Source organism: Candidatus Enterococcus testudinis (assembly GCF_002140915.1).
Taxonomy (GTDB): Bacteria; Bacillota; Bacilli; order Lactobacillales; family Enterococcaceae; genus Enterococcus_D; species Enterococcus_D testudinis.
In genome coordinates this window covers 2,126,177-2,152,956 of the sequence record NZ_NGKU01000001.1, presented here as the reverse complement: position 1 = coordinate 2,152,956, position 26,780 = coordinate 2,126,177, and the positions used below count along the sequence as shown (strand labels likewise).

Below are 26,780 nucleotides of genomic sequence, written 5' to 3'. Positions count from 1 at the left end.
AAATGGATAAATTTAAGATTAGTACAATTATGCCCACATACAATGTTCAAGGCTATATTGATGAAGCAATCCAATCTGTAGCAGAACAGGAAAATGACAGGATCGATCTCGAATTGATTATCATAGATGATGGATCAACAGATGGGACAGTTGAAGTAGTCTGCCAATCAAAAGAAGCTTTTCCTGGGGAAATTGTGGTTATTCAACAGAATAACGAAGGTCCTGGAGCAGCTAGAAACAAGGGGATACAAATGGCGACTGGAGATTTTATCGCCTTTTTAGATGGCGACGATATGCTTTATCCAGATGCATATTTAAAATTACTTCAGTCAGCTACGAGTAATAATGCTGATATAGTAGTGGGAAATGTCGATCGATTTAATAGTACATCTAATCATTTTGTAAGTGGTTTACATCGGAAAATTTTTGATAATGATTTAAGTAATACACATATCATCAATAATCATTCACTGTTATATGATACGACTTCTTGGAATAAGCTCTTTAAAGCAGAATTTTTAAAAAAATATCAAATTTTATTTCCTGAGAATATATTATACGAGGATATTCCTTTTAATATGGAAGCACACCTGCGTTCTACTTGTACGAATATTATTACAGATAAAGTTTACCGTTGGCGTTTACGAGATGGAAATGATAAGTCAATCACACAATCACGTTTTGAATTTAAAAACTTAGAAGATAGAATAACTGCTATCAAATTGTTTAGTGAAGTCGTTTCAAATCTAAACATAAACAATGATGCATTCATAGCTAGTAAGGAATTTAAAGAGTTAACATTGGATTTTCCTTTATATATGGATCATTTGAAGGATGCACCAGAAGGATATAGTGCATTCTTTCAAAAAGAGTTTTTAACCTATAAAGAGCAGCTACAATCTAATGCAATGGAAGATAGATTAACTTCTAGAGATCGAATAAAATACTTTTTGCTGGAAAAAGGCGATTTTTCTTTGTTGAAGAAGTTTGTTGAATATCAAGGGAGCTACTTAAAATTGCCTACAATTTCCGTGGGCAACCAGCAATTATTTGATACGTCACATTTCGATGTTGATTTAAGTTCGTTGCCATCAGCTCTTTTTGATGTCAGGAATGACCGTCATCCCATCACTAAGATTCAAAAAGTTAGATTTGAAGAGAACCTTATTTTTATTGAGGGATATGCGTTTCACAAATATATTGATCTTAAAAAGAAAAATCAAATTACAATTACTGCATCTTTAGTTGATCCAGGTGATAACAAAATTGACATTCCGTTGACCGTTTCAATACAAAAGAATAAGCAAGCAACACATATGCATGGTGGGGGAAACCAAGAATACTTATTTAAGAGGTATCATAATTATGATTGGTCTGGGTTCGTGATCGAGATTGACCTGAACAATACGGCTATCATTAATGCAAACAGCGAAAAATGGAGCTTAAAATTTGTCCTCTCGACACAAGACTTAAAGAGTGAAGTGTTTTTATCAAATCCAATCAAGGGAGGAAGAGCGCGCCCAAAACCCAAAAAGATTGGAAATAGTTTGTTCTCAATCCAATATAATGCCAAATGGCAATTACAATTAGTCAAGAATAATATTTATGGTTATATTTCAGATTTGGCTGTGGATACAGACACTATACGTTTGACCTTTTCAAATTTATCCCCTCAAATTTCAAATGTTGTCTTAACTAATTCTAAGACACAGCAAGAGTTGCGTGCGTCGATCCAAACGAATCAAGTTGAATTTTCAATTGATGATTTAATCGAAAGAACTGGAGAAAATTCACTTTTTATAGATGGCTTGAGTGATCAAGAAGAGAAGGTAGACCTTCATTTTGAAGAAGATACTTTTGAATCAACTATCTTATATTATGGTGACAATAGTTTGATTCTAGAAAAAACGAGAAGTGGAAAACTTAAGTTTTCATCTTATAACTATCATAAAGCCCAAGTTGAAGACTTACAGTTAGAATCGAATCATGGTTTATCCATAAAGGTAATGATTCGAACAAGCACATCTGTGAAAAACCCTCAGCTGGTTTTTGGAAATGATAGCAAAGGTGAAAAACGTAAGTTTGATCCTTCGGATAAGACAGATGACGGTCATACACTGCTTTACACCTACCAATTTAAGTTACTTGAAACGGATTTACATTTATTCGGAAATTCTAGCTGGTTCTTTAGATTAGAAGATATAAAAGAGCATCATGAATCAGCAATACTCGCGTTAAAACTACCGAATGGGAATAAATTTCACTTGGTAAAAAATACAGAATTTGCATTCAAGCGTAGTCGTTATCAAAATTTAATGTTAACGACGAGACTTAGAAAAAGTTATTTTGATAAAGGGCCGCGAAGAAAAATGTTGTTGCAAAAAAACTTGTATGCAGCATTTCGAAAATTGTCTCAAAAGAAAAAATATGTCATGTTCGAAGCTTACTGGGGAAAAAATTATTCATGTAACCCGAAAGCTATTTATGAATATATCCAAGAAAAGCATCCTGACATGGTTTGTATTTGGAGTTTGAATAATGAAAATGAGCAGATTCCCGGAAACGCGATCAAGGTAAGACGTTTCAGCTGGAAATATTATTATTATTTAGCACGTGCTACGTACTTTTACAACAACGTGAACTGGCCAGATCAATATGTAAAAAGAGCAGATAGTGTTGAAGTTCAAACTTTACATGGCACATTCTTAAAAACAATGGGTTTAGATGTATCTGATGAAGTAAATACTGTTAAAAAAATGGAGGGATTTCATAAAAGACATGGGAGATGGGATTATTTGATTTCCCCTAGTCCATTTATGACTGAAATTGCAAAACGTGTCTTCGAATTTGATGGTCAGATGCTTGAAAACGGATTTCCTCGGAATGATGTTCTTTTGAAGCATAAAGATAAGTCATCCAGTACAGAAACTGATGAATTAAAAAAATCAATCGGTATTCCGTTAGATAAAAAAGTCATTATGTATGCACCAACATATAGAACAAAAACAAATTTTGACTTGAAACTTGATTTGGCATTATTGCAAGAGAAGCTAGGGGATCAATATATCGTTTTGCTTCGGTTGCATTACTTCGTTGCACAATCCCTGGATATAAGTGAATTTGAAGGGTTTGCCTACAACTTAGCTTGGTATTCAGATATACAAGATCTATATCTTATTACAGATATTTTGATCACTGATTATTCGTCGGTGATGTTTGATTTTAATATTTTAGCGCGTCCTATGATTTTCTTTACCTACGATTTAGAATTTTATCGCGATACCTTGCGGGGGATGTATATTGATTTTGAGCAAGAAGCACCTGGACCATTAGTGAAATCAACTGAGGATATTGCTGATTATATACTGAATATTGATGAACAATATGAGGGTTATAAACAACGGCAACAAAACTTTGGTCAAAAATTCAACACTTTTGAGTGTGGACAAGCAAGTGAACGAGCAGTCGAATCTGTTATAAAAAAATAATATCTTTGGAGGTTGTGAGTGCATCGCTCACACCCTTTATTTTAATTATTAGAAACGATTTGATGAAATAGAGATGAGGAAATTCAATGGAAATCACTAGATTTTTGTCACGCGTCATGCGCAAAAGCGGTTCGTATTTGTTTTCTAAACAACAAAGAATGATGCAGTACTATGTACAAAACTATGAAAAAATTCAATTACAAGAAAATACTATTTTGTATGAAGTTCGAGATGGTCAAACCATAGTAGATTCTCCATTTTCTTTTTATAAGAAGATGATTTCAGATGAACGGTTCTTGAATTATACCCATATTTGGGTGATTGATCGGTTAGAGAATCCAGCGTTGCAAAATATCGATCGAGATAATGCCCGTGTGAAGGTTGTGGTGAGACAATCAAAACAATATTTTTATTGGTTACTCGCCGCAAAATTCTTGGTAAACAGCTCTACCTTCCCTAATTTTTTCATAAAAAAAGAAAAGCAAATTTATATCAACACTTGGCATGGGACACCTTTAAAAACAATGGGGTACAACATTCCAGGCGATCCGTCACAATCTCAAAATGTTGTTCGCAATTTTTTGATGGCCGATTATCTGCTTTCTGCTAACCCATTAATGACTAAAATGTATCAAAATGATTATAAATTAAATGGGATTTTTGCGGGAGAGATTGTTGAGGGGGGCTACCCACGAATCGATTGGACTGTTAAATATGGTAAAAATAATATTTTTAAAGATTTTGTTGAATTAAAACTTAAATTTGATCCATCCCTGCAATCCCTCCTCTACTGTCCTACATGGAAAGGGAAACAAATCACAAAAACAAATGACGATATTGAACAAATTGTTCAGGAGGCTCTTTATTTAAAAGAAACATTTTCTGGGAAATATAACTTCTTTATCAAGGTACACCCTTTTATATTTCAACAAGTAGCTAAAGATCACCGAGTGAAAGAATTCCTGATTCCTGATGCATTCGATGCCAATAAATGCCTAGCAGGAATCGATATATTGATTACAGATTATTCAAGTATTTTTTTCGATTTTCTTGTAACGAAAAAGCCCATTCTTTTTTATGTATGGGATAGTGATATATACGCCCATGAAAGAGGCTCATCCATAGAAGAAAATGAGTTGCCTGGACCAGTCGCCTACACAGTACAAGATATAATAGATTTTGTTGAAAACATCTCCAGTATAAAGGAAAAATATCAGACCCAATACGATGCACTACGGCAGACAATAACTAGTAAAGATAATGGTTACGCAACGGAGAGATATCTGGAATATATTTTTCTGGGCAAGAGTAGCCAAGAATTGGAGATCATCTATCCGAATCGAGAGAAGGAAAATATTTTATTCTTCCCAGGACGAATGAAAAACAATGGGATCACAAGTAGTTTTCTTAATCTTGTAAGCAACTTGGACTATTCAGCGTTCGATGTGTCAGTTCTAATTGCAAATCCTTTAACAAAAGAAGAATTAAAGAATGTTAAACTAATCCCTACGGAATGCCGACTGCTCTTCCGACCGGGGAAACATGCGTACACATTCTTAGAGACAATAACTGATTACTATTTTGAGTCCTTTGGCGTACATGCTTTTTCAAGTAAATTTTACCCCCAAAATGCGTATGCACGTGAGATGAAACGATTATTAGGAAACTCTTCCGTCTTTAAAGTAGCGATTGATTTCAGCGGGTACAGTTTTTTCTGGGGAAAATTTATAGCAGCTGTAAATAGTAATAAAAAAGTTGTTTTTCAGCACAACGACCTTTTAAGTGATTCGCGACGGACAGTGAACGGCAAACAACCGCATAAAACGAACTTAAAAAGTTTGTTTTCAATCTATCAACTTTTTGACCGTATTTTAAGTGTTTCTCAAGAAACAATGGAAATCAACAAAAAAAATCTAGCACAATATATTCGACCAGAACAAGTAGGTGTTGTTCGAAACAGTTTGAATATCAATAAAATTGTGAATAGCGAGGTGGATGAGACTTGCGAGGAAGATGTGATAAATATTCAAAGGGAAACTGTCCACTTGACCATTCGGAAAGACAGTGTTTTTGACTTATATCCTCAAATCAGCAGTCTCTTAAACAAAGACTATCGTGCGACCCCTATCACGCACAATGATACACTAAGGAGTGTTGCACGTTATACACACAAAGGGAAAGCATATTATAAATTAATTATCAATGATATGTATCAAGGGTGGATCGATAGCGAGAATGTAAATTTTTTAGTGAAATCAAAGGTTGACATAAGTAATGTTCAATTGATTGGGACAATCAATGTATCGAGTGATCCTGTTTTTTATGCCGATTTAAATCAAATACAAAATGGATTCGCTTTACCTATTAATAAGACTTATGTATTTTTGTCTAAAAAAACAGTGGGGCTCAATGATGACTATTTTCTGGCTGAGAATGAAAACGGGACTTTAGGATGGATAAAGTCGTCTTCTATATCGAATATTCATCATTTAGGTAAGTTTTCTGTATTGAAATGGGTATTTATATTCAGAAACCCAAAATATTCGTTAGTAAATCCAGCAGAAACACCGAATGTAATTAGAAAAGAAAAAAGTGTTCCGCTCATTTCACCTGAAAATTTCAATTTTGTAACGATGGGCAGACTTTCTCCCGAAAAAAATCAAATCAATTTAGTTCGGGCTTTTTCGACTGTTGTAACATCTTTCCCAAATGCAAGATTATTTATTTTAGGAAATGGGGAACTGAGAAAAGAATTAATCTCATTGATACAAGCATTAGATTTACAGGATCATGTATGGCTTTTAGGTCATATTGACAATCCTGGCTATGTTTTAAAACAATGTGATCTGTTTGTACTGCCATCCTACTATGAGGGACAACCTATGGTTCTTCTTGAAGGATTAACATTAGGAATGAAGATTTTAGCTTCCAATATACCTGCCAATCGTTCTGTAATAGGAAGCGACTACGGATTTTATATCAATGGCACCGATGCAGAGACAATCGCAGAATCACTAGTAGAACAAATTCAAAAAGGTTTTCCAAACGCACCAAGGAAATTTGATCCATACGCATATAATCAATCCGTTTTAGGTGAATTTTATGAAGAAATCAAGTAAGTTTACAAAAATATCCTCATTTTCAGACAAAAGTCTTCGATTTTATAGCGAAAAAATGTATACTTAAGTTAATAGATATTCGAGTACAAGCGTCTATGTTAAACTATTTTAATATAGGGCAATGTGAGGAGACAATAAATCAATAATGGGATCTAAACTAAAAAGTTGGTTTCAAAAAAAGTATAGAAACAACTTTCGAAAAACAATGCCATATAAAGTGGCTCTATTGGGTAGTTGTACGACTAGAGATATTTTTAATTCTAAGTTCAATCCAGATTACAAAAGATATTTTACGATCGTTGCTGATCAACAGCACATGAGTATAGTTTCAGTCATGTCTTCTCCTTTGAATTTGAAGGAAAGTAAAATTAATGGAGATGTTACTAACTTCTATAAAAATGTTTACCGACAAGACTTGCAAAAGGATTTTTTATCTCGATTAAAGCAAAGTCAGCCGGATATTTTAATTATAGATTTTTATACGGATGTTTTTTATGGTACTTTGGCAGTCAATGACGGTACCTATATAACCAATAAAAAATGGCAATATAAGAAGCTAGATCATTTTAAGCAAATTAACATCGAGAATGAATACTCTATATATAACAATACAGACGCGTTCCTAAAATTATGGAAAAAAAATTTTGATGATTTGATTCAGTATGTGCGATTGAATTTGCCACACTGCGAGATCATTTTGAACAAAACAAAATTTGTTAATACTGGTCTGAAAAACGGGCAACAAGTCGTTTTGAGTGAAGAATTAAATGACAAATGGGAAAACTTCCATATTGATAGATTCAATATTTTATGGGATTTATTTGATACTTATGCTGAATATAAGTTCAATTTAAGGCATCTTGATTTTGACATAAAACAGTATTACTGTCCTTCTGATCATCCGTGGGGGTGGTTTTATGTGCATTATAATCAAGAGTTCTATTCGAAAACTTTAGGAAAGTTGCGCGTGATGCTTGACTAGATTGAAAAGGGGAGTCGGAAAAATGAAAATCAAAAAGTTTGCAGTAATAGGTTTGTTGGCAACGATGGTATTAGGTGTCACAGCAGAAACAGCTACAGTTGTTTCTGCTGTGACAACAGATAGTGTCTATAACGAGAAGGAAGTAGAAAAATATCAAGTTTTAAGTAAAGTGGAACAGCCGGTTTTCTTTGAAAACTTAGCTGATTTTACACCAATCACAATGGCTATTCCAGCTGGTTCAGAAGCTGGCGTGTACCAAGAACAGAAAGTAGCGGACATTGACTATTTATACGTGAATATAGATGACCAATGGGGCTGGGTGGAAGCATCTGATTTTACTACGATCCTAGATAAGGTACCTATAGACGAAAAAATTTCGATCATTAATGAAGACGCTGCCATCTATAAGGAGCCTGAATCAAGTTCACAAGAACTGCAGCAAAATTTTAAGGTAAGTAATGGTACGTACGATGTTTTGATCAAAGGGGTCACTTCATTTGGCGAATTTTATCAAATTTATGATGAAGCGCAAGTAGAAGGTTGGATAAATTCGAGTGATGTAGAAATGGTTTCGACAGATGAGACAGATGTTCAAGATGAAAATGAAGCGGATTTGTCTGTAGTTGATGAAACGAATGAAGCTGCAGAAACGCAAGAAAATGAAAATTTCAAAAAATCGAGTACAATTACTCAGAGTAAAATTTTGTTTGAGTACGGAATCGTATCAAAAAATCAATGGGATATTTGGGAACAACCTTACGAAGCTGGTGTTCAGTCGATTGGCAAATCAAATGTTTATTTCGCCAGCGGTGAAATCATAAAAATTTCAAGCCGCGTCCAAACATCAATTGGAACATACGTGTTGATCCAAACAGATGAAGGAAAAGGTTTTGAGGATTTAGGGTGGATCAATGAGAAGGGTATTCAGTCTGCCGTCTACAATGACACTAAAGAAGTGTATCAACAATTTAGCAAAACAAATTGGGATATTTGGAATACGCCATATTCTACTCGTTCGAAATCAGTTGGTAAAACAACGAATTTAATGAACGAAAAACTGTTGATTAAAAAAGTCTCTATAACGAAGTATGGACAATATAACAACATTTGGGTGTTCAATAAGAATACTAAAACCTATGAAGATTATGGCTGGGTCAATAAAAATGGATTAAAGGACCTGTTTGAAGTTGTTATTGACAATCAATATGTTACTTTGAAAGTTGATAATTGGGATATTTGGGACAGCCCATATACGAATCAATCTCGTTCAGTTGCGAAAACCAATGCCTATAAAACGGGTGAAATATTATTAATCACTAGGTCAGCGACAACAAATGCCGGGTCTTATTATAGAATTTGGTCAGATGATGGGTCGGGATATAAAGCCATAGGCTGGGTGAGATCCACAGCTGTTCAAGCAGCCGAATATAAAGTCATTCCTAATGAATATAAAAGAATAAGCAAAGCCAATTGGACGATATGGGATACACCATATTCAAGAAAATCTTCAGCTGTTGGGAATACCAATACATTTCGAGCGCAAACTATTTTATTGACTAGACGCGCAACCACAATATATGGCACTTATGTAAAAGTTTGGGCTAGAGATGCTTCTGGGTCGTTCAAAGAATTAGGCTGGCTCAATGAAGATGGTCTTACGAGTTATGACGAAAAAGTTGTACCAAATGCTTACACAACAATTACTAAAACAAATTGGGATGTTTGGGAACAACCCTTCACTACTGGTGTGAAGAGTGTTGGGAAATCACAAAATTACAGTAATCAGACATTGTTAGTGACTAGAGAAGCAAGAGTTGGAAATACACTCTATTTGCGGATATGGTCTAGAGGCAGTGATGGAAAGTTTGTAATAAGAGGCTGGATCAATGCCAATGGCACTTCTTATAACGACCAAGTTTTTATTGAAAGAACTTTAAATGAAAATATGCAAGTCGTTTCTAAGCGTAATTGGACAATATGGGACAAACCTTATGTAACTGGGGCAAAGCAAAAGCTGAATTCGACGAGCTACCTGAATAAAAATGTAGTTTTGAAGAAGGAAGCAGTGACAAATTATGGTACTTATATCTTAATTTCGTATCAAGGCAAAGACTTAGGCTGGATAAATAAAGATGGTTTGAGTAGTACCAATAAATATATACTCGATAGCGCATATTATAGTCAGACAACTATCGGTGCTTGGTCAGGTTGTGCGGCGGTTTCATTATTTACAGCGTTGAGGATGAAAGGATATGCGACAAATGTAAATCTTACACAGATGATCAATAATTTACCGTTACATGCATCAAATACTGATTTGGGTCAAATTGGTACGCCATGGGGAGGATCAGCTACATTTAGAGCGGTAATCTCGCCTGTTGGATTAACCAATTATGCAAAAAATTACACTTCCACAGCTGCAAATATCTCTAATGCTTCGATTGATGCGGTTCAAAAAGAAATCATGTTAGGAAATCCCGTTTTATTCTGGGGAAAATGGAATATGGGGTACTCTGGCGTGAATATGACACCGACACATGTATTGATTATTCGTGGATATGAAAAAACTTCTGTCGGTGAGGTTTTCTTGGTTCAAGATGTTGGTTTTGACTCAGCAAATGCCAATGGTGCGGTTCGATGGGTATCAAAAACACATTTAAACAATTATCTTAATACTAAACAACGCAAGATGATGGTTATTCGTTAAAAGTAATCCCTATTCCTAAAAAACATTTAGGTTTGTAAAAATCGTTTTACTCCCCTAAACTTTCGTGTATAATGGTACAAGCCAGTATTACGAAAGTTAGGAGGAGTTGTTTTGAGTAAACAACATCCAGAAGAGCAATCTTTTAAAGACGAAGTACTAGGTGCTTTGAACAATTCTCGATCAAACGAAGAAACAAATGACGGTGGATTGGAGAATCAACCGATTCAAACGCAACAGGAGATTGAATCAGCGATGAATAAAGACAATACAAGTAATCAATCAAGAGGAAATAAAACGCAATCGACTGCCAGAAGGCGATCGACAGTGTCAGAAAAAGCCACTCCAACAGAAGGATCAGCCAATCGCCGAAAAATGCAACGAAAAAAAGAAGATCGAATCGTGAATCGAATCGTTCTGATTGTCGTGCTTGCCTTGTTGGTGATCGGTGGTGTATTAGGCTTTTCGGTTTACCGCTATGTGACATCTAGTTTGCAACCATTAGATGCCAGCAACAAAGATACCGTGTCTGTGGAAATTCCTAGCGGTTCTTCTAATAAAGCCATTGGTGAAATTTTGGAAGAAGATGATGTCATCAAGAGTGGCATGATTTTTAACTATTATACAAAATTTAATAATTTGACTGGTTTTCAAGCGGGTAACTATCAATTCTCGCCAAGTATGACCTTAGACGAAATCAGTGCTATGTTGCAAAATGGGGAAGGTTCAGTTACATCTGATGCCAAAGTAACGATTCCAGAAGGCTATGATGTCGATCAAATCGGGGATGCCTTAGCAGAGGCAACGAATATTTCTAAAGATGATTTCTTGGCCTTGATGGAAAGCGATGACTTCTTTGAAAAAATGGAAACAGCTTATCCAGATCTGCTTAAAAGTGCCGGGGATGCAGAAGGTGTACGTTATCGATTAGAAGGCTATCTGTTCCCAGCAACATACGATTATTATACCGGTAATACATTAGAAGACGTAGTGACACAAATGGTTGATAAATCAAATGCTGTGCTGTCGAAGTATTACGATCAAATCAAGCAAAAAGAAATGACTGTGCAACAAGTCTTGACGTTGGCTTCATTGGTTGAAAAAGAAGGTAGCAAAGAGGATGACCGCAAAAATATCGCTCAAGTATTTTTCAATCGTTTGGCAATCGATATGCCGCTACAGTCAGATATTTCGATCTTGTATGCACTAGGGGAGCACAAAGAACTGGTGACCTATGAGGACACTGCTGTAGATTCACCGTATAATCTATATTCGAATACAGGGTATGGTCCTGGTCCTTTCAACAATCCAAGTGAACAAGCGATACAAGCGGTGTTGGAACCTACGGCAAATGATTACTACTATTTCGTAGCAGACATCCAAACGCAAGAAGTGTATTTTGCTCAAACCTATGATCAACATATGCAATTGGTGGAAGAGCATGTCAATAACACATCAAATTGATTTTTCATCAGTTAATGGTTTACATTTAAAAAAAAGCATGGTAATCTTTTGTGGACTATTCGCAAAAGATTACCTTTTGCGGTTTATTAGAAGTTACTAGAAGGAGAAATAATTATGGTAGAAAAAGTATATCCAATGACCCTTGAAGGAAAAGAAAAATTAGAACAAGAATTAGAAGAATTGAAAACGGTAAAACGCGGCGAGATTATCGAACGCATCAAAATTGCCCGCAGCTTTGGCGATCTATCTGAAAACTCAGAGTATGAGTCAGCAAAAGATGAACAAGCCTTTGTTGAAGGCCGTATCACAACATTAGAAACAATGATTCGTTTTGCGGAAATCATCGACAATGAAGGGGCCGATGCTGATGAAGTTGCGATCGGTAAAACCGTGATTTTTGTTGAATTGCCTGATGGCGATGAAGAAGAATACATGATCGTTGGTAGTGCAGAAGCTGATCCGTTCTCTGGTAAAATTTCCAATGATTCCCCAATCGCTCGTGCATTGATTGGCAAGAAAGTCAATGATGAAGTGACGATCGCAACACCTGGTGGCGATATGCAAGTGAAAATCACTGAAGTCAAAAACAGCTGATGATTGATAACATAATAAATTGAAAAATTTGTGGACCCTGCTGTTCTTTCTCATGTCGGAGAAATAGAGCTGACAGGGTCTTTTTTCGGACTATAGACTGATGGATAAATGTTGTTTATCCTTTATGATAAGAGAGAACCATTAGGAGGAGGAACTTACATGAATAGTCCTTGGCGTTTTTTCTTCGTCGTCGAAGCGTTGCTTTTGTTATTTGCGATGTGGCAGATATTATCAAATCCACCACTACTCTTTTTACTGATCATGGGTATCATCTGTTTGGTACTTGTGCAGCGACGTGAACGAAAAAGTAATTTTACCAATTTTTTGATGGTTTCTGGATTGATCGCCATCTTTGTTAGTTTAGTCAACAGTCCTGCGTTATGGTTGATGCTGATTTTTGCCGTTTTGTTTATTGGCTTAAAAGGGGTTGAGTTGACAGGCGTTGATTTTACCAAACATTCATTTTGGCGCAAAAAACAGATGATCATCGTTGAGACACAAGAGCCCAAAACAAATCAGCCCAAAAGAAGAAAACAGCAATGGATCGGCAATGAACGGATAGGCAGCCAAGTGTATGAATGGGATGATATCAACTTGGATATCCTGACTGGAGATACGATCATTGACTTAGGCAATACATTATTACCTAAGAAAGAAAATGCGGTGATCGTTCGTAAAGGCTTTGGCCGAACGAGAATACTGGTCCCAGCTGGTGTAGCCATTCAATTGGAACATAGCACGTTTATCGGTAATGTGATATTTGAAGGAGAACAGACTGGTTTAAGAAATGAAAGAGTCACGATCTACAGCACTGATTATAGCGAAAACAATCGTCGCTTAAAGATTTTGACGAATACGATCGTCGGTGATTTAGAGGTGATACGTGTATGATCACTAAATTTTCTCGAGGGATGATCGCCTTTTATACTGGCTTGGCTAGCTTCTTTATGTTGAACTTCATGCTCTTTTCTTATTTATATGCCAGCGGCAAGGAAAATTGGCTCGTTGAGGTATTTCAAATCAAATTGTTCTTTGTCCCAATTGTTTTTCATGTCTTGGTGCTGTCAATGTTGATTGGTTTAGTGGTATTTATTTCGATTTCTTACTTTCGGAGTCGTCAGTATGGACCGATTGAAGAAAAACTGCGTTTGTTGGCTAGTGGAAATTTTGATAGTCCGTTATTGGACATGCCGATTCCCCATGCAGCAGAAAACCGCTTGATTGCGGATGTTGATCACGATATCAGCAGTATTCAAGAAAAAATGAAACAAACATCCCTTGAATTGCAGCAGTTGAATGCAAGACCGCAATTCGTTGATGGGCAAACCAAAGAACAGATTTTAGAAGCAGAGCGGCATCGTCTGGCAAGAGAATTGCATGATTCAGTTTCTCAGCAGTTATTTGCCGCGATGATGATGATGTCAGCTTTGAATGAGCAGGCTATCCGCAATGATGCACCAGAAAGCCAAAAGAAACAGTTGGCGCTGGTCACAGATATTATCAATGCGTCTCAATCAGAAATGCGGGCATTGTTGCTTCATTTGCGACCAGTGACCCTTGAAGGCAAGACATTAAAACAAGGTATTGAGCAATTATTAAAAGAGTTAGAAACGAAAATAAAAATTTCCTTAAAATGGGATATTGAAGAGTTTACTATGCTAAGCTCAATTGAAGATCAGTTGTTTCGAGTGATCCAAGAGTTACTGTCCAATACGTTGCGACATGCCAAAGCAGCTGAATTAGAAGTATATCTACATCGCATCGACAACAATGTCTTGTTGCGGGTCATTGATGATGGCGTTGGTTTTGATGCCGAGAATCAAAAAGCAGGCAGTTATGGGTTGATGAATATTAGAGAACGAATCAGTGCAGTAGGCGGCACATTAAAAATCATTAGTTTCAAAAATCAGGGAACAAGTATCGAAATCAAAGTGCCATTGTTGAAGGAGGCGTAAGAAATGATTCAAGTGTTGTTAGTAGATGATCATGAAATGGTTCGTTTAGGGGTATCTTCTTACTTATCGATCCAAGATGATATAGAAGTGATTGGCGAAGCAGAAAATGGTCGAATTGGGTATGAGCAGGCAATGGCGTTAAAACCAGACGTAATATTGATGGATCTTGTCATGGATGAGATGGATGGCATCGAATCAACCAAAGCGATATTGAAAGAATGGCCAGAAGCCAAAATCATCATTGTGACGAGTTTCATTGATGATGAAAAAGTCTACCCTGCCATAGAAGCCGGCGCTGCGGGGTATTTGCTTAAAACATCGACTGCTCATGAGATTGCAGAAGCTATACGGGCGACACAACGAGGGGAGCGAGTCTTAGAGCCGGAAGTAACCACGAAGATGATGGACCGCTTGACCAATCGGACGCCGATTTTACACCATGATTTGACCAATCGGGAGCAAGAGGTGCTGCTGTTGATTGCAGAAGGCCGCAGCAACCAAGAAATTGCCGATGCCTTATTCATTACACTGAAAACAGTCAAAACCCATGTGTCGAACATTTTGTCCAAATTAGAAGTGGAAGACCGTACGCAAGCGACGATTTATGCCTTTAAACATGGTCTGATCAAATAAATATCCTTTTAAACACCTCCTCATGGTCAGTCGAGGAGGTTTTTGTTATACTTATAATTGATTTGTCATGCAAAGGAGCGTTAATGGTGAAACAAAATTATGCAATTATTGGTCTAGGACGTTTTGGTGGCAGTATCTGCCGTACCTTGATAGAATCAGGTCAAGAGGTCTTGGCAATCGACAGCAACGAAGACCGAGTCAATGAATATATGAATATTGCGACGCATGCGGTCGTGGGGAATGCTCAAGATGAAATGACCTTGCGTTCATTGGGCATTCGTAATTTTGATCATGTGATCGTGGCGATCGGTGAAGATATTCAAGCAAGCATTCTGGTCACTTTGATGGTCAAAGAAATGGGCGTGCCCAATATTTTAGCCAAGGCTCAGAATGAGTATCATGCCCGGGTATTAGAAAAACTAGGCGCCGACCGCGTGGTGCATCCCGAAAGAGATATGGGGATTCGGATTGCGCACAATTTGGTCTCGAAAAATATTTTGGATTATATCGAGCTTTCTGATGAATTCTCGTTGGCAGAGATTCGCGTGTCCAATCCAAGATTCTTTAACAAAACGTTATTAGATTTAAATTTTCGTCAAAAATACGGATTGACTGTGGTGGCGATCCGTCGTGGTCCAGGACAAGTAATCGTATCCCCTGCCGCTGACGCATTGGTTCGGGAAAACGATAACTTATTGGTGATTGGCAATACAGATGATGTGGATATCCTGGATGAACATATGAATGATTAGGAGTGGTATAAAATGGAATTAACAGTGACCCCTGAAGCGTTGACGTGGTTCAAAAAAGAATTGGTTGTAGATGAAGGACGCGGTGTACGTTTTTTTGGAAAAATTTATGGTAAAACACAAGTCCATGACGGTTTTTCGGTAGGTATGTCTGTGGACAAGCCAGAACGGACGATTGTTGAAAAAAAGATTGACGATCTAGTGTTTTTTATCGATGAAACAGATGAATGGTTCTTTAAAGGGTATGACCTAGAGGTTGGTTACGATCAAACGTTAGATGAGCCAGATTATAAATTTATTGAAATAAAAGAATAAAGATTGTGTTAAAATGAGTGTATATTTGCACTCGTGTTGTCAGGAGATGAATACATGTTATCGATTATTGTCCCATGTTTTAATGAAGAAGCAAGTTTGCCTCTTTTTTTTGCAGAAACAGAAAAAGTAAGACCTTTAGTAAATATGCCATTTGAATATATTTTTGTAAATGACGGGTCTTCAGATCAAACACTTACTGTTTTACGTGAATTGTTTAAGAAGAATCCTGATCGTGTTCGTTACTTATCTTTTTCAAGAAATTTTGGTAAAGAAGCTGCTCTATATGCAGGTCTACAAGCGGCAAAAGGTGACTTTGTCACAGTGATGGATGCGGACCTTCAAGACCCACCAACATTGCTGCCAGAAATGTTTGAACGATTGTATCGAAATTCAGAATTGGATTGTATTGGTACAAGAAGAGCAGATCGTAAAGGTGAACCTAAGATTCGCAGTTTCTTCTCAAACAATTTTTATAATGTTATTAATAAGATAGCAGACACACAATTAGTTAACGGCGCTAGAGATTTTCGCTTGATGCGACGAAATATGGTGGATGCTGTTCTGCAATTATCAGAGTACAATCGGTTTTCGAAAGGGATTTTTAGCTGGGTTGGATTTGAGACGGAATATATTGCTTATGACAATATTGAACGGGTCGCGGGTGAAACATCGTGGTCTTTCTGGAAATTATTCCAGTATTCTATTGATGGAATCGTCAATTTTTCGGATACACCATTAAATATTGCCTCATTTATCGGTGCATTTTCTTGTCTTGGATCCGGCATTGCGATGATTTTTATTATCATCCGTACGTTTTTATTGGGTGATCCTACTTCAGGGTGGCCATCCATGGTGAGTATTTTCTTATTTGTCGGTGGCTTACAATTACTCTGCTTGGGAATCATTGGGAAATATATCGGTAAGATCTTTTTGGAGACCAAAAATCGTCCGTTGTATTTTTTGAAAGAAACAGAGCAAGACCAAAAAGAACACAAATAGCAAGAAGGTCTATCAGCGGTTGGTTTGATAGACCTTCTTTTGCTTTAATAGCCTTTTGATAAATCAATGTTATTCTTGTTTAATGTGCCGTCATTAACGAAAGAATTTAGATTTGTAAGGAAGATCTCCATAAAGGCGTTTTGAAAATGTGGTGTATGACCTGAAATATGAGGTGTAATCAATAGATTTTCTACAGACCATAATGGATCGTCACTTGGTAAAGGTTCTTCCTCAAAGACATCTAACGCTGCAAAGGCAAATTGTTTGGCTTTTAAAGCTGCTGCCAGCGCCTTGGTGTCGACACTTGGTCCCCGTCCAACGTTATAAAATGAGGCAGTTGATTTTAATTGGTCAAAGAAATCTTGATTGTACAAATGCGTGGTTTCGTCAGTCAATGGCAAAATATTGATGACATAATCAGCTTTGCTGGCCTGTGGAAACAAGTCTGCGAGCGGGTAAGTTTCGGTAAAACCTTCAACAGCATGGCCGCTAGTATTGATGCCGTTCGGTTGGACACCAAAGAACATCAGTGATTTGGCTAATTGCTGCCCAATCTGTCCGGTACCAACGATCAGAATCCGTTTGTCTGCTAATTTGGCATAAGGAATCGCATCCGGGGCCCATTTTTGTTGTTGTTGTAAGTGGATCGCATCGAAAATCCCGCGATTCTCCATAAAAAGCAATGCCAATAAATGGTCAGTGATTGACTGAGCGTGAATCCCGCTGCCATTCGAAACGAGGACATGTTGCTGTGCAAATGCGTCTAAGGGTAATGTATCAACTCCAGCTGAGATGGATTGAACCCAAGCCAAATGGCTATCCTTGGTCAATAAATCTTTTTCCCACGCATGTTTCCATCCAATTGTCACAGCGACCTGATCCCATTCGAAAGACGTTTGCCCGTTATCAACAACAATTTGATAGTCAGGTGCGATTGTCTTGATTTGTTGATAAAATTCTTCTCGAAATGCTCTTGTTGCTAAAATAATCTTTGTCATCCCAATCCCTCCTTATCATTAGTGTAGCAGACAAATAAAAAAATACCATGCTCAAAAGATTGAACATGGTAACGTTTAGTGATAGCTATCTACTTTAGGGGTGTGTTTGACACCTTGGGTAAACAAAAATAAAGAAGCGAATAAAATAAAGGTGGAACGATCAAAAGAAGGCAGGAATAATTGGGCGAGCACACTAATCAAACAAGGGAGTGCTGCACTGACAATCAACATCTTTAGATTTTCAAAAAACGAAAAAGGAAGCATCTTCAACTTGGTATAAATTGTCGCTATGCATGTACCCATAATCAATGTAACGACCAAACTTAGGAAAGTAGGGTATAGCGCGACGATAAAGATGACGATTTTAATGAGCCAAGGAATCGATTGATTGGCAAGAGCCTCTCTGATTGCTGTCCCGTTTAAATTTCTCAAAGCAGGTTCATTGTAGTCAAAGTCAAGTTGATTGGAATCCAGTAGAGAATCAGATAGGCCAGAAGAGGGCAGATAGATGATCAGTTGATCTTTCAATAAGCCGACCGCAATCGTGGAGCCAGTCACATCTGCAGCTACATCGTTCGGTGTTCTTTTCCCCTGAGGATCAAAGGTGAAGATGATCGAATCGGTTTGATATATAAATCCTTCAGCATCATCTGAAGCTTGCAATTGGTCATCAACAATCGTAAAATCAGGAATGGTCTGGGCAATTTCTTGACTGTCGGCTTGGACATCGCGGAAAATATCGGTCACTTGTAAAGTAGTAGGGATAGCCAATAGAACAGTCGCCCCTAGCAAAATAGCAATCACTTTAGAAAAATCCGTCTTACTAATAAACTTCAAAAGTGAAATATGCAAAAAGGCAGTTTTTAAAACTTGCTTGAATGTCATATGATGAATAACTCCTTTGTGGTATAACTAGAGTAATTGTAACGAAGGGGCCAACAGATTACAAGGCATTCACACAAAAACTTAGAAATCGAAACAATCTCAGGAGGCAGGCAGTATTTATGCAAACATATCATGAACTTAAACAGTGGCTGAAAGACAGAAAATTATGGGAGCCATTCACTTATTTGTTTTTTGGCGGTTTAACCACAGTTGTGAATATCGCCATCTATTTGCTTTGTCGAAATGTGTTTGGGTTGTATTATCAAGTAGCCAATGTTATTTCTTGGGCCATTTCCGTTTTATTTGCTTACTTTACCAATAAGATTTGGGTTTTTGAAGCCAGATCAGCCAACAGGCGGGAGGCTTGGACAGCCTTCGCCAAATTCATTTTTTTCAGGGTTCTATCTTTAGGACTAGATATGTTATGTATGTTTGTCATGATTTCATTATTGAGCAGTGGCGACTTGTCAGCAAAAACCGTGACCCAAATCGTCGTTGTTTTAGCCAACTATCTGTTTAGCAAGTTTTGGGTCTTCACTGGCAAAAAAATGGACAAAAAGTAAGCATAAGGTTTGAATAAAGGGAAATTCTCTGATAATGTTACATATGTAAACATTATCATTGAGGAGGAATATTTTTTATGACTTACACTTTACCTGATTTACCTTATGCATACGATGCACTAGAACCATATATCGATGAAGAAACGATGCATTTGCATCATGATAAACATCACAATACTTATGTAACCAATCTAAATGCAGCGATTGAAAAACATCCTGAATTAGGCGAAAAATCTGTTGAAGACTTATTAAAAGATTTTTCTTCTGTTCCTGAAGATATTCAAACAGCTGTACGTAACAATGGTGGTGGACATGCCAACCATACTTTCTTCTGGGAAATCTTAGGCCCAAATGCTGGCGGCGAGCCAACTGGCGCAATCAAAGATGCGATTGAAGAAGCGTTTGGCAGCTTTGATGATTTCAAAGAAGAATTCAAAACAGCAGCAACTGGTCGTTTCGGCTCTGGTTGGGCTTGGTTAGTTGTGAAAGACGGCAAATTGGCTGTTACATCAACTGCCAACCAAGATTCTCCATTGATGGATGGTCAAACACCAGTATTAGGTTTAGATGTTTGGGAACATGCTTATTACTTGAAATATAAAAATGTTCGCCCAGATTACATCAATGCTTTCTGGAGTGTTGTGAACTGGGATAAAGTCAACGAATATTTTGCTAAAGCATAATAGACTAAAGAAAGCTTCGGCTTTCTTTTTTTGTTCCTCGTTGCGAACGCTTCCATTATCGATTATAATGGACATGACGATTTCGTCTTAGATTAAATGCATGGAGGCTATATACGATATGGAACAAGGAAAAGTAAAATGGTTCAACAATGAAAAAGGGTTTGGGTTTATTACAACAGAAGGTGGACAAGATGTCTTTGTTCATTTTTCAGCGATCCAAGGAGATGGCTTCAAATCTCTTGAAGAAGGTCAAGATGTTTCATTCTCAATCGTTGAGGGTGTGCGGGGACCACAAGCTGCTGAAGTAAGCAAAATCTAACACTTTCAATCGAGAGCTGAGGCAACTCAGCTTTTTTGATTTGCCATTTTGTGTTTTTTTTGGTATCTTCTTTGTATTAGTAAAAAAAGGAAGTAAAGAGGTAAACAAATGAAACGAGTTATTACTTATGGTACATTTGATTTATTACATTATGGACACATCAACCTTTTACGCAGAGCGAAGGAACAAGGGGATTACTTGATTGTTGCTTTATCAACGGATGAATTCAATTGGAATGAAAAACAAAAGAAATGCTATTTTTCTTATGAAAAAAGAAAACAGCTTTTAGAAGCGATTCGCTATGTTGATTTAGTTATACCAGAAGAAGGTTGGGCTCAAAAAGTCACTGATGTGAAAGAGTATCACGTAGATACATTTGTTATGGGGGATGACTGGGCTGGAGAATTTGATTTTGTTCAAGAACAAACAGATGCCGAAGTCGTTTATTTGGCTAGAACGCCTGAAATCTCGACTACCCAAATCAAGAAAGATTTGAAGTTGAACAATTAGCTCACCTAATTGAAACAAGTTTGCAATGGGCATCTTTTCGGATGCCTTTTTGTCTGGAACAGCGGATATTTTTAAGTTTTTCTTACTTGTTTTTATGCAGGTAGATAAACCATGTTAAAAATGTGGTATGATGTTGGGTGAGTTGTAGGAATCAGCTAGAAATTCTTTAAGAATGGATGAAGATAGTGAATAATGAAATAAAAGTACGCGCAACACTCGTCACGAAAGAATACGACTTATACAAAAAAAAATCAGATAAAGTCAAAGCTTTATTTAAGTTTTATCATCGAAATGTCCCAAGATTCTGGGCATTGAAAGGTGTTAGTTTTGATGTGAAAGCTGGGGAATCAGTAGGTATCATCGGCATAAACGGTTCTGGGAAATCAACCTTGTCAAATGTTATCAGTGGAATCATTCCGCCAACTTCCGGCACAATGGAAGTTAACGGGGATACTTCGATCATTGCTATTGGTGCTGGACTAAAATTCCAATTAACTGGTTTGGAGAATATACGGTTAAAAGCATTGATGTCTGGTATGACGAATAAAGAAATTGATGAAAAGTTACCCGAAATCGTCGCTTTTGCTGACTTGGGCGATTTTATCAATCAACCTGTCAAAAGTTATTCAAGTGGGATGAAATCCAGATTAGGCTTTGCAATTGCCGTCCATAATGATCCGGATATTTTGGTCATCGATGAGGCTTTGTCAGTTGGAGATGAAACTTTTTATCAAAAATGTGTCGATAAAATCATGGAATTCAAGGCCGCTGGTAAAACAATCTTCTTTGTCAGTCATGCATTGGGTCAAGTTGAAAAATTATGTGACCGTACGATTTGGATGCATTATGGCGATTTACGAATGTTCGGTCCTACCGAAGAAGTCATGGGTGAATACCGTAAATTTATTGACTGGTTCAAGAAACAACCCAAGAAAGAACAGAAGAGCTATCAAGATAAGTTTAAAGAAGATCAAAAAACGTTTACCTTAGAAAAACTGGAAACAAAAAGTCGCAAAGATGATTTTTTACAGCAACAAAATCTCTCCAATCAAGCAATCCTCAAAAATTTGAAACGTACACCACTTGGGGAAAAAATGAGTTGGCCGACCAAAGGGTTCTTGACTTTAGTTGCAGTGACGACTATATTTTGTGCATTGGTATCCTTCAGTGATCGATCATTGACGTATGCAATCAAAAATCCGATAGAGGTCATCAGCCAAGTTTTCAAATAAAGAAATGATATCTTTATTTAGTTCAAATAAAAAGGATGAATTTTGTGAAAGAAATTGCAGCAGTTATAACAGAACAAATTAAACATGCTGGTATTGTTTTCCGCATGTCAAGATATGAGGATAAGGCAACCTATCAGAGTCATTATTTGGGTTTAGCCTGGCAGATCCTAAATCCTGCTATCCAAGTTGGCATTTATTACTTGGTATTTGGTTTGGGTGTGAATGGGAATCGAGAAATTGATGGTGTACCATTTATTATTTGGATGTTGATTGGTATCACGGCTTGGTTTTATATCAGTGCCTCGATACTTGGTGCTTCAAATAGTATCCATCGTCAAGTGGGGATGGTTGCAAAGATGAAGTTTCCAGTGAGTATTTTACCCTCTATCAATATTATCAGTAATTTATCATCATACATCCCAATGGTCGCAATAGTCATCGGGTCATTGTTCCTTGCAGGGGTGACACCGACATTGTATTGGCTTCAATTCTTTTACTATTTTGTGTCGATGGTGATTTTCTTATTTGCTTTTGGTCTGTTGAATGCAACAATCACTGTTTTGGTCAGAGATTATCATATCTTTTTGCAATCAGTCTTAAGATTACTATTTTATGTATCTGGTCCGATTTGGGATATCAATAATCGAAATATGCCGGTTTGGATGATCAAAATACTCAGACTTAATCCAATTTATTATCTAATAGAGGGATTCAGAGATAGTTTTCTCTCCCGCGGCTGGGTTTGGGAAAAGACCACCTACACCTTGATTTTCTGGTGTCTTACATTGATGTTGCTGATTCTTGGCAGTCATTTGCACATGAAGTTTCGTGCCCGTTTTGTTGACTATATTTAAAAAAGTCCTCTTTAGGGCTTTTTTTTTATAATAAAAGCCCCTTTTTGCATTTTAAATCTGTGACTGTTCTGTTAAAATTGAATGGAATCAATGAGAGCGATTGCTGTTTTTTTATACACGATGAAAAAAAGCATGAAACGATAGGTATAGTGGGGTGTAACATGCGGATTTATCAAAAAGTGATTTTGGGGATTTTAGGTGTATTCGTTTTGGGTGTTGTTGGAATGACTGTTTATGGCATGCGGGTTTATGAAGATACAAGTAAAACCTTTGATCAGATTTCTCAGTCTGTTGACCGAACAACGACAAAGCGAGAAGAAGTAGTCAGTATTGAAGATCGTGAGCCTTTTTCGATTTTATTATTAGGTATTGATACGGGTGCTTTAGGCAGGACTGAGCAAGGCCGCTCCGATAGTATGATGGTGGTAACAGTCAATCCGGAAAAGAAAGAATCAACGATTGTTAGTCTAGATCGAGATATCTATACTCAGATTGTTGGATATGGGACATTGGACAAATTGAACCACGCCTATGCCTTTGGCGGAGAAGCAATGTCCATGGACTCGGTAGAAAACTTATTGGATATTCCAATTGATCATTATGTAACGATCAATATGCAAGGCATGCGTGATTTGATTGACGCTGTTGGAGGAATTGAAGTCACCAATGAGATCGACTTCACATTAGAAGGTGTGCATGTACCTAAGGGAACCATTACTCTGGATGGGAAAACCGGCTTAGCCTATGCTCGGATGCGTAAACAAGACCCCGAGGGTGATATTGGTCGGCAAAAACGTCAGCGAGAAGTTGTTGAAAAAATCGTTCAAAAAGTGATGAGTTTGGATGGTATCAGCAACTATCAAAAAATCTTGAAAGCGGTCGAAAAAAATTCGAAAACAGATTTGACTTGGGATGATATGTTGGATATTGGCACGAATTATATTCCTGCCTTCAATACCATCAGCCAAGAACAGCTTCAAGGCGAAGGACAAATGATGAATGGTGTCTATTACCAGTTATTAGGCATCAATCAACTATTGAACACGCAAAACTTACTGAAAGAACAATTAGGCTTACCAACGAACGACATGCTGTCACAAGGAGATGCCTATACACAAGGTTACTCTGATTACCAGCTATATGATGATTCTGCCAGTTATATAGACGATACTTTAGACGATGATGTGTCCGCAGATAATAGCTTTGGCTATTAATATCATTTTGCCGCAGCGTGAATAAAACAATCGATCCAAATCGATGGATTCAGAACCATATTCTGTGTCCTTTGTTTTGGATCGATTTTTTGCAATCCGTTCTACTAGTTTTCCACAATGTTCAAAAATAAATGCTTGTTTCACGCATCTGGATTTTGAAATGATTGAAGAAAGCTTAAAATCATGATTGTTTTATTTAAAGAAAAAATTTTTGACGCGGAACTGTGAAACATTTCAGATTTTGAGAACGAATTCTTATAGTTTTTTCTAAGGATTTGGGGATATTTGAATTTTTTTCAGTTTCTCCGCGTTTTTTTTGGTAAAATAGGACGGTAGTCACTATAGATTGGAAGGATAGATGGGATGAAGAATTTAAAAGATAAAGTAGTCTACAGCATACGGAAAGGGCCAGAAGAACCAAAGGCCAAGGCGTATCGCAAATCTCATGTACCATTTCGATTAAACTTTTTATTTTTTATTATATTTGCATTATTTGTGGCATTGATCGTTCAATTGGGGTATTTGCAGATCGTCAATGGCGAGAATATTGAAAAGCAATTAAAAGCATCTTCGGTGGTTGAAGTGAAAGGAAGTTCCCCACGAGGCATGATCTATGATGCTTCAGGAAAAGCTTTGGTAGAAAATGAAGCCAATGCGGCGATTACATTTACCCGCGGCAATAAGATGACCGCGCAGGATCTTCTTGATACAGCGCAAAAATTAAGTGAATTGATCGATGTTCCAGTTGACAAGAACTTGTCAGAAAGAGATCTAAAAGATTTCTGGCTGGCGAATGAGGACAACTTGGAAGCAGCGACGGATCGTTTATCGGATGAGGAAAAAGAATTATCGACATCTGAACAATATACAGCGACTGTTGCCAAAGTAACAGAAGAGGAAATCGATTTTTCAGATGCGGAATTGGAAACAGCGACTATTTTCAAACGCATGAATAGTGCCCAATCTTTGAGTACGGTCTTTATCAAAACAGCGGATGTATCTGATGAAGAATTGGCTATCGTAGCAGAGAACATGGTCGATTTGCCGGGTATTTCTACAGGGACCGACTGGACTAGAAAAATCGTTGAAGGCAGTTCACTGGCGAGCTTGATCGGAACAGTGACCAGTGAAGAACAAGGGATCCCAGAAGAAAGCTTGGATGAATTTCTTGCCAAAGGGTATGCTAGAAATGATCGCGTCGGACGTAGTTATTTGGAACAGCAATACGAAGAAGTCTTGCAAGGAACCAAATCAATCTCTGAAATCACATTGGACAATAGCAACAATATTGAAAGTCAAAAAGAGACGTATGCTGGTGCCAAAGGGGATAATCTAGTGCTAACACTAGATGCGAAGTTCCAAAAAGAAGTCGATCAAATCTTGCAAGACAACTTTAAAGACTTGATTGATTCTGGTGCAGCGGAATACTCACCCGGTGTGTATGCTGTAGCATTGAATCCTAAAACTGGCGGCGTCTTGGCAATGTCCGGTTATCAGCATGAGACCCAATCGAATGACTTGCAGGAAAATGCCATTGGGACTTTTATCAATGCCTTCGTACCAGGATCTGTTGTCAAAGGTGGCACCTTGGCAGCTGGTTGGGAGAATGGCGTTTTGAGCGGCAATGAGGTGTTGTACGACCAACCCATCAGAATCGGATCAGATGTCAAAGCGTCGATCTTTAACCCGACAGGTACAAACAATCGGAATCTATCAGCTGTTCAAGCATTAGAAGTATCGTCCAACTCCTATATGATGCAAGTGGCTTTGCGATTGATGGGGATTGAATATCAATCTGGGATCTCGATTCCAACTGTTGATCGTCAAGGGGATGCTTACAACAAATTACGGACTGCCTTTGCTTCCTTTGGGATGGGGACTGAAACAGGGATCGATCTTCCCGGTGAAGCGACCGGTATCAGTACGTCTATCGAAAATATGGATACTGTCAGCGATGGCGGGAAAATCCTTGATTTGGCTTTTGGTCAGTTTGATACGTATACAACGTTACAGTTGGCGCAATACGCAGCCACTGTGGCCAATGGTGGTCAACGACTGCAGCCGCATATTGTATCTGGTGTTTACGGCAATGATGAAACAGGTGATCTTGGCACGCTGAAATCAGCAATCGAGCCAACGGTATTGAATGAAGTCGATATCAGTGATGCACAGATGGATATTATCCAACAAGGTTTTTATGAAGCCGTTCATGGAACGGATGCATGGGCAACAGCGACTGGTTTGGCTTCTGCCAAAATGGATGTTTCAGCTAAAACAGGTACAGCAGAAACACCAATCGTGGACAGCAATGGCAAGACGATTAGTTTGGTCAATCTGAACATTGTTGCCTATGGACCGAGTGATGATGCAGATATTGCGATTGCAATCGTGATGCCACAATTAAAATCCGGAACAAGCAGTCATCCGAATGTAAAAATTGCGAAAGAAATCATGGATGCGTACTATGATCTATATATGAAATAAACGATAAACCAAAAAATCGCAGGTCTTTCCTGCGGT

22 protein-coding genes are annotated in these 26,780 nt (G+C 37.6%); 20 read left to right on the top strand and 2 right to left on the bottom strand.

What is annotated here, in order from left to right:
• The first annotated feature begins 2 nt into the window (after positions 1 to 2).
• The 12 genes from A5886_RS10295 to A5886_RS10240 all read left to right on the top strand — a co-directional run bounded on the left by A5886_RS10295 (position 3) and on the right by A5886_RS10240 (position 17,002).
• Complete coding sequence (locus A5886_RS10295; protein ID WP_218776640.1) at positions 3 to 3,488, top strand: bifunctional glycosyltransferase/CDP-glycerol:glycerophosphate glycerophosphotransferase; 3,486 nt, start codon at positions 3 to 5, stop codon at positions 3,486 to 3,488.
• A gap of 86 nt (positions 3,489 to 3,574) precedes the next feature.
• Positions 3,575 to 6,607 carry a CDP-glycerol glycerophosphotransferase family protein gene (locus A5886_RS10290; RefSeq protein WP_086275054.1) on the top strand — a complete coding sequence of 1,011 codons (3,033 nt, stop codon included), beginning with the start codon at positions 3,575 to 3,577 and terminating at the stop codon, positions 6,605 to 6,607.
• A gap of 145 nt (positions 6,608 to 6,752) precedes the next feature.
• Positions 6,753 to 7,589 (top strand): DUF6270 domain-containing protein, encoded by an 837-nt coding sequence (locus A5886_RS10285; protein ID WP_218776639.1) that lies wholly within the window; start codon positions 6,753 to 6,755, stop codon positions 7,587 to 7,589.
• A gap of 22 nt (positions 7,590 to 7,611) precedes the next feature.
• Complete coding sequence (locus A5886_RS10280; protein WP_086275053.1) at positions 7,612 to 10,296, top strand: GW dipeptide domain-containing protein; 2,685 nt, start codon at positions 7,612 to 7,614, stop codon at positions 10,294 to 10,296.
• A 252-nt stretch (positions 10,297 to 10,548) separates the two neighbouring features.
• Complete coding sequence (gene mltG / locus A5886_RS10275) at positions 10,549 to 11,757, top strand: endolytic transglycosylase MltG (RefSeq protein WP_373404603.1); 1,209 nt, start codon at positions 10,549 to 10,551, stop codon at positions 11,755 to 11,757.
• Positions 11,758 to 11,871: 114 nt separating this feature from the next.
• Positions 11,872 to 12,351 (top strand): transcription elongation factor GreA, encoded by a 480-nt coding sequence (gene greA / locus A5886_RS10270; RefSeq protein WP_086275051.1) that lies wholly within the window; start codon positions 11,872 to 11,874, stop codon positions 12,349 to 12,351.
• A gap of 159 nt (positions 12,352 to 12,510) precedes the next feature.
• Positions 12,511 to 13,242: a cell wall-active antibiotics response protein LiaF gene (gene liaF / locus A5886_RS10265; protein ID WP_086275050.1), complete on the top strand. Its 732-nt coding sequence runs from the start codon at positions 12,511 to 12,513 to the stop codon at positions 13,240 to 13,242.
• Positions 13,239 to 14,306: a sensor histidine kinase gene (locus A5886_RS10260; RefSeq protein WP_086275049.1), complete on the top strand. Its 1,068-nt coding sequence runs from the start codon at positions 13,239 to 13,241 to the stop codon at positions 14,304 to 14,306. Before liaF ends, A5886_RS10260 begins: the two co-directional genes overlap by 4 nt.
• Positions 14,307 to 14,309: 3 nt before the next feature.
• Entirely contained in the window at positions 14,310 to 14,939 is a 630-nt protein-coding gene (locus tag A5886_RS10255) for a response regulator transcription factor (RefSeq protein ID WP_086275048.1), read from the top strand.
• An 86-nt stretch (positions 14,940 to 15,025) separates the two neighbouring features.
• Positions 15,026 to 15,691 (top strand): potassium channel family protein, encoded by a 666-nt coding sequence (locus tag A5886_RS10250; protein ID WP_086276036.1) that lies wholly within the window; start codon positions 15,026 to 15,028, stop codon positions 15,689 to 15,691.
• 12 nt (positions 15,692 to 15,703) lie between these two features.
• Positions 15,704 to 16,003 carry a HesB/YadR/YfhF family protein gene (locus A5886_RS10245; RefSeq protein WP_086275047.1) on the top strand — a complete coding sequence of 100 codons (300 nt, stop codon included), beginning with the start codon at positions 15,704 to 15,706 and terminating at the stop codon, positions 16,001 to 16,003.
• A 54-nt stretch (positions 16,004 to 16,057) separates the two neighbouring features.
• Entirely contained in the window at positions 16,058 to 17,002 is a 945-nt protein-coding gene (locus tag A5886_RS10240; RefSeq protein ID WP_086275046.1) for a glycosyltransferase family 2 protein, read from the top strand.
• A gap of 44 nt (positions 17,003 to 17,046) precedes the next feature.
• Here A5886_RS10240 and A5886_RS10235 read toward each other — a convergent pair whose 3' ends face one another.
• Entirely contained in the window at positions 17,047 to 18,000 is a 954-nt protein-coding gene (locus tag A5886_RS10235; RefSeq protein WP_086275045.1) for an NAD(P)-dependent oxidoreductase, read from the bottom strand.
• A gap of 75 nt (positions 18,001 to 18,075) precedes the next feature.
• Positions 18,076 to 18,885, bottom strand: a complete 810-nt coding sequence (locus A5886_RS10230; protein WP_086275044.1) for a DUF1189 family protein — start codon at positions 18,883 to 18,885, stop codon at positions 18,076 to 18,078.
• 119 nt (positions 18,886 to 19,004) lie between these two features.
• On the opposite strand from A5886_RS10230, the gene A5886_RS10225 reads away from it, so the two are divergent.
• The 8 genes from A5886_RS10225 to A5886_RS10190 all read left to right on the top strand — a co-directional run bounded on the left by A5886_RS10225 (position 19,005) and on the right by A5886_RS10190 (position 26,744).
• A complete protein-coding gene (locus A5886_RS10225) occupies positions 19,005 to 19,448 on the top strand; it encodes a GtrA family protein (protein ID WP_086275043.1) in 444 nt (147 codons plus the stop codon).
• Between the two features lie 77 nt (positions 19,449 to 19,525).
• Positions 19,526 to 20,131 carry a superoxide dismutase gene (locus A5886_RS10220; RefSeq protein ID WP_086275042.1) on the top strand — a complete coding sequence of 202 codons (606 nt, stop codon included), beginning with the start codon at positions 19,526 to 19,528 and terminating at the stop codon, positions 20,129 to 20,131.
• Positions 20,132 to 20,249: 118 nt separating this feature from the next.
• Complete coding sequence (locus tag A5886_RS10215) at positions 20,250 to 20,450, top strand: cold-shock protein (protein ID WP_086275041.1); 201 nt, start codon at positions 20,250 to 20,252, stop codon at positions 20,448 to 20,450.
• Between the two features lie 108 nt (positions 20,451 to 20,558).
• Complete coding sequence (gene tagD / locus A5886_RS10210) at positions 20,559 to 20,960, top strand: glycerol-3-phosphate cytidylyltransferase (protein WP_054116554.1); 402 nt, start codon at positions 20,559 to 20,561, stop codon at positions 20,958 to 20,960.
• A 176-nt stretch (positions 20,961 to 21,136) separates the two neighbouring features.
• The gene (locus A5886_RS10205) at positions 21,137 to 22,192 is read left to right on the top strand and encodes an ABC transporter ATP-binding protein (RefSeq protein ID WP_086275040.1); all 1,056 of its coding nucleotides are present in this window, start codon (positions 21,137 to 21,139) and stop codon (positions 22,190 to 22,192) included.
• A gap of 44 nt (positions 22,193 to 22,236) precedes the next feature.
• Positions 22,237 to 23,046 carry an ABC transporter permease gene (locus tag A5886_RS10200; protein ID WP_086275039.1) on the top strand — a complete coding sequence of 270 codons (810 nt, stop codon included), beginning with the start codon at positions 22,237 to 22,239 and terminating at the stop codon, positions 23,044 to 23,046.
• A 161-nt stretch (positions 23,047 to 23,207) separates the two neighbouring features.
• Positions 23,208 to 24,260, top strand: a complete 1,053-nt coding sequence (locus A5886_RS10195) for an LCP family glycopolymer transferase (protein ID WP_086275038.1) — start codon at positions 23,208 to 23,210, stop codon at positions 24,258 to 24,260.
• Positions 24,261 to 24,623: 363 nt separating this feature from the next.
• Positions 24,624 to 26,744, top strand: a complete 2,121-nt coding sequence (locus A5886_RS10190; RefSeq protein ID WP_086275037.1) for a peptidoglycan D,D-transpeptidase FtsI family protein — start codon at positions 24,624 to 24,626, stop codon at positions 26,742 to 26,744.
• Positions 26,745 to 26,780 lie beyond the last annotated feature (36 nt).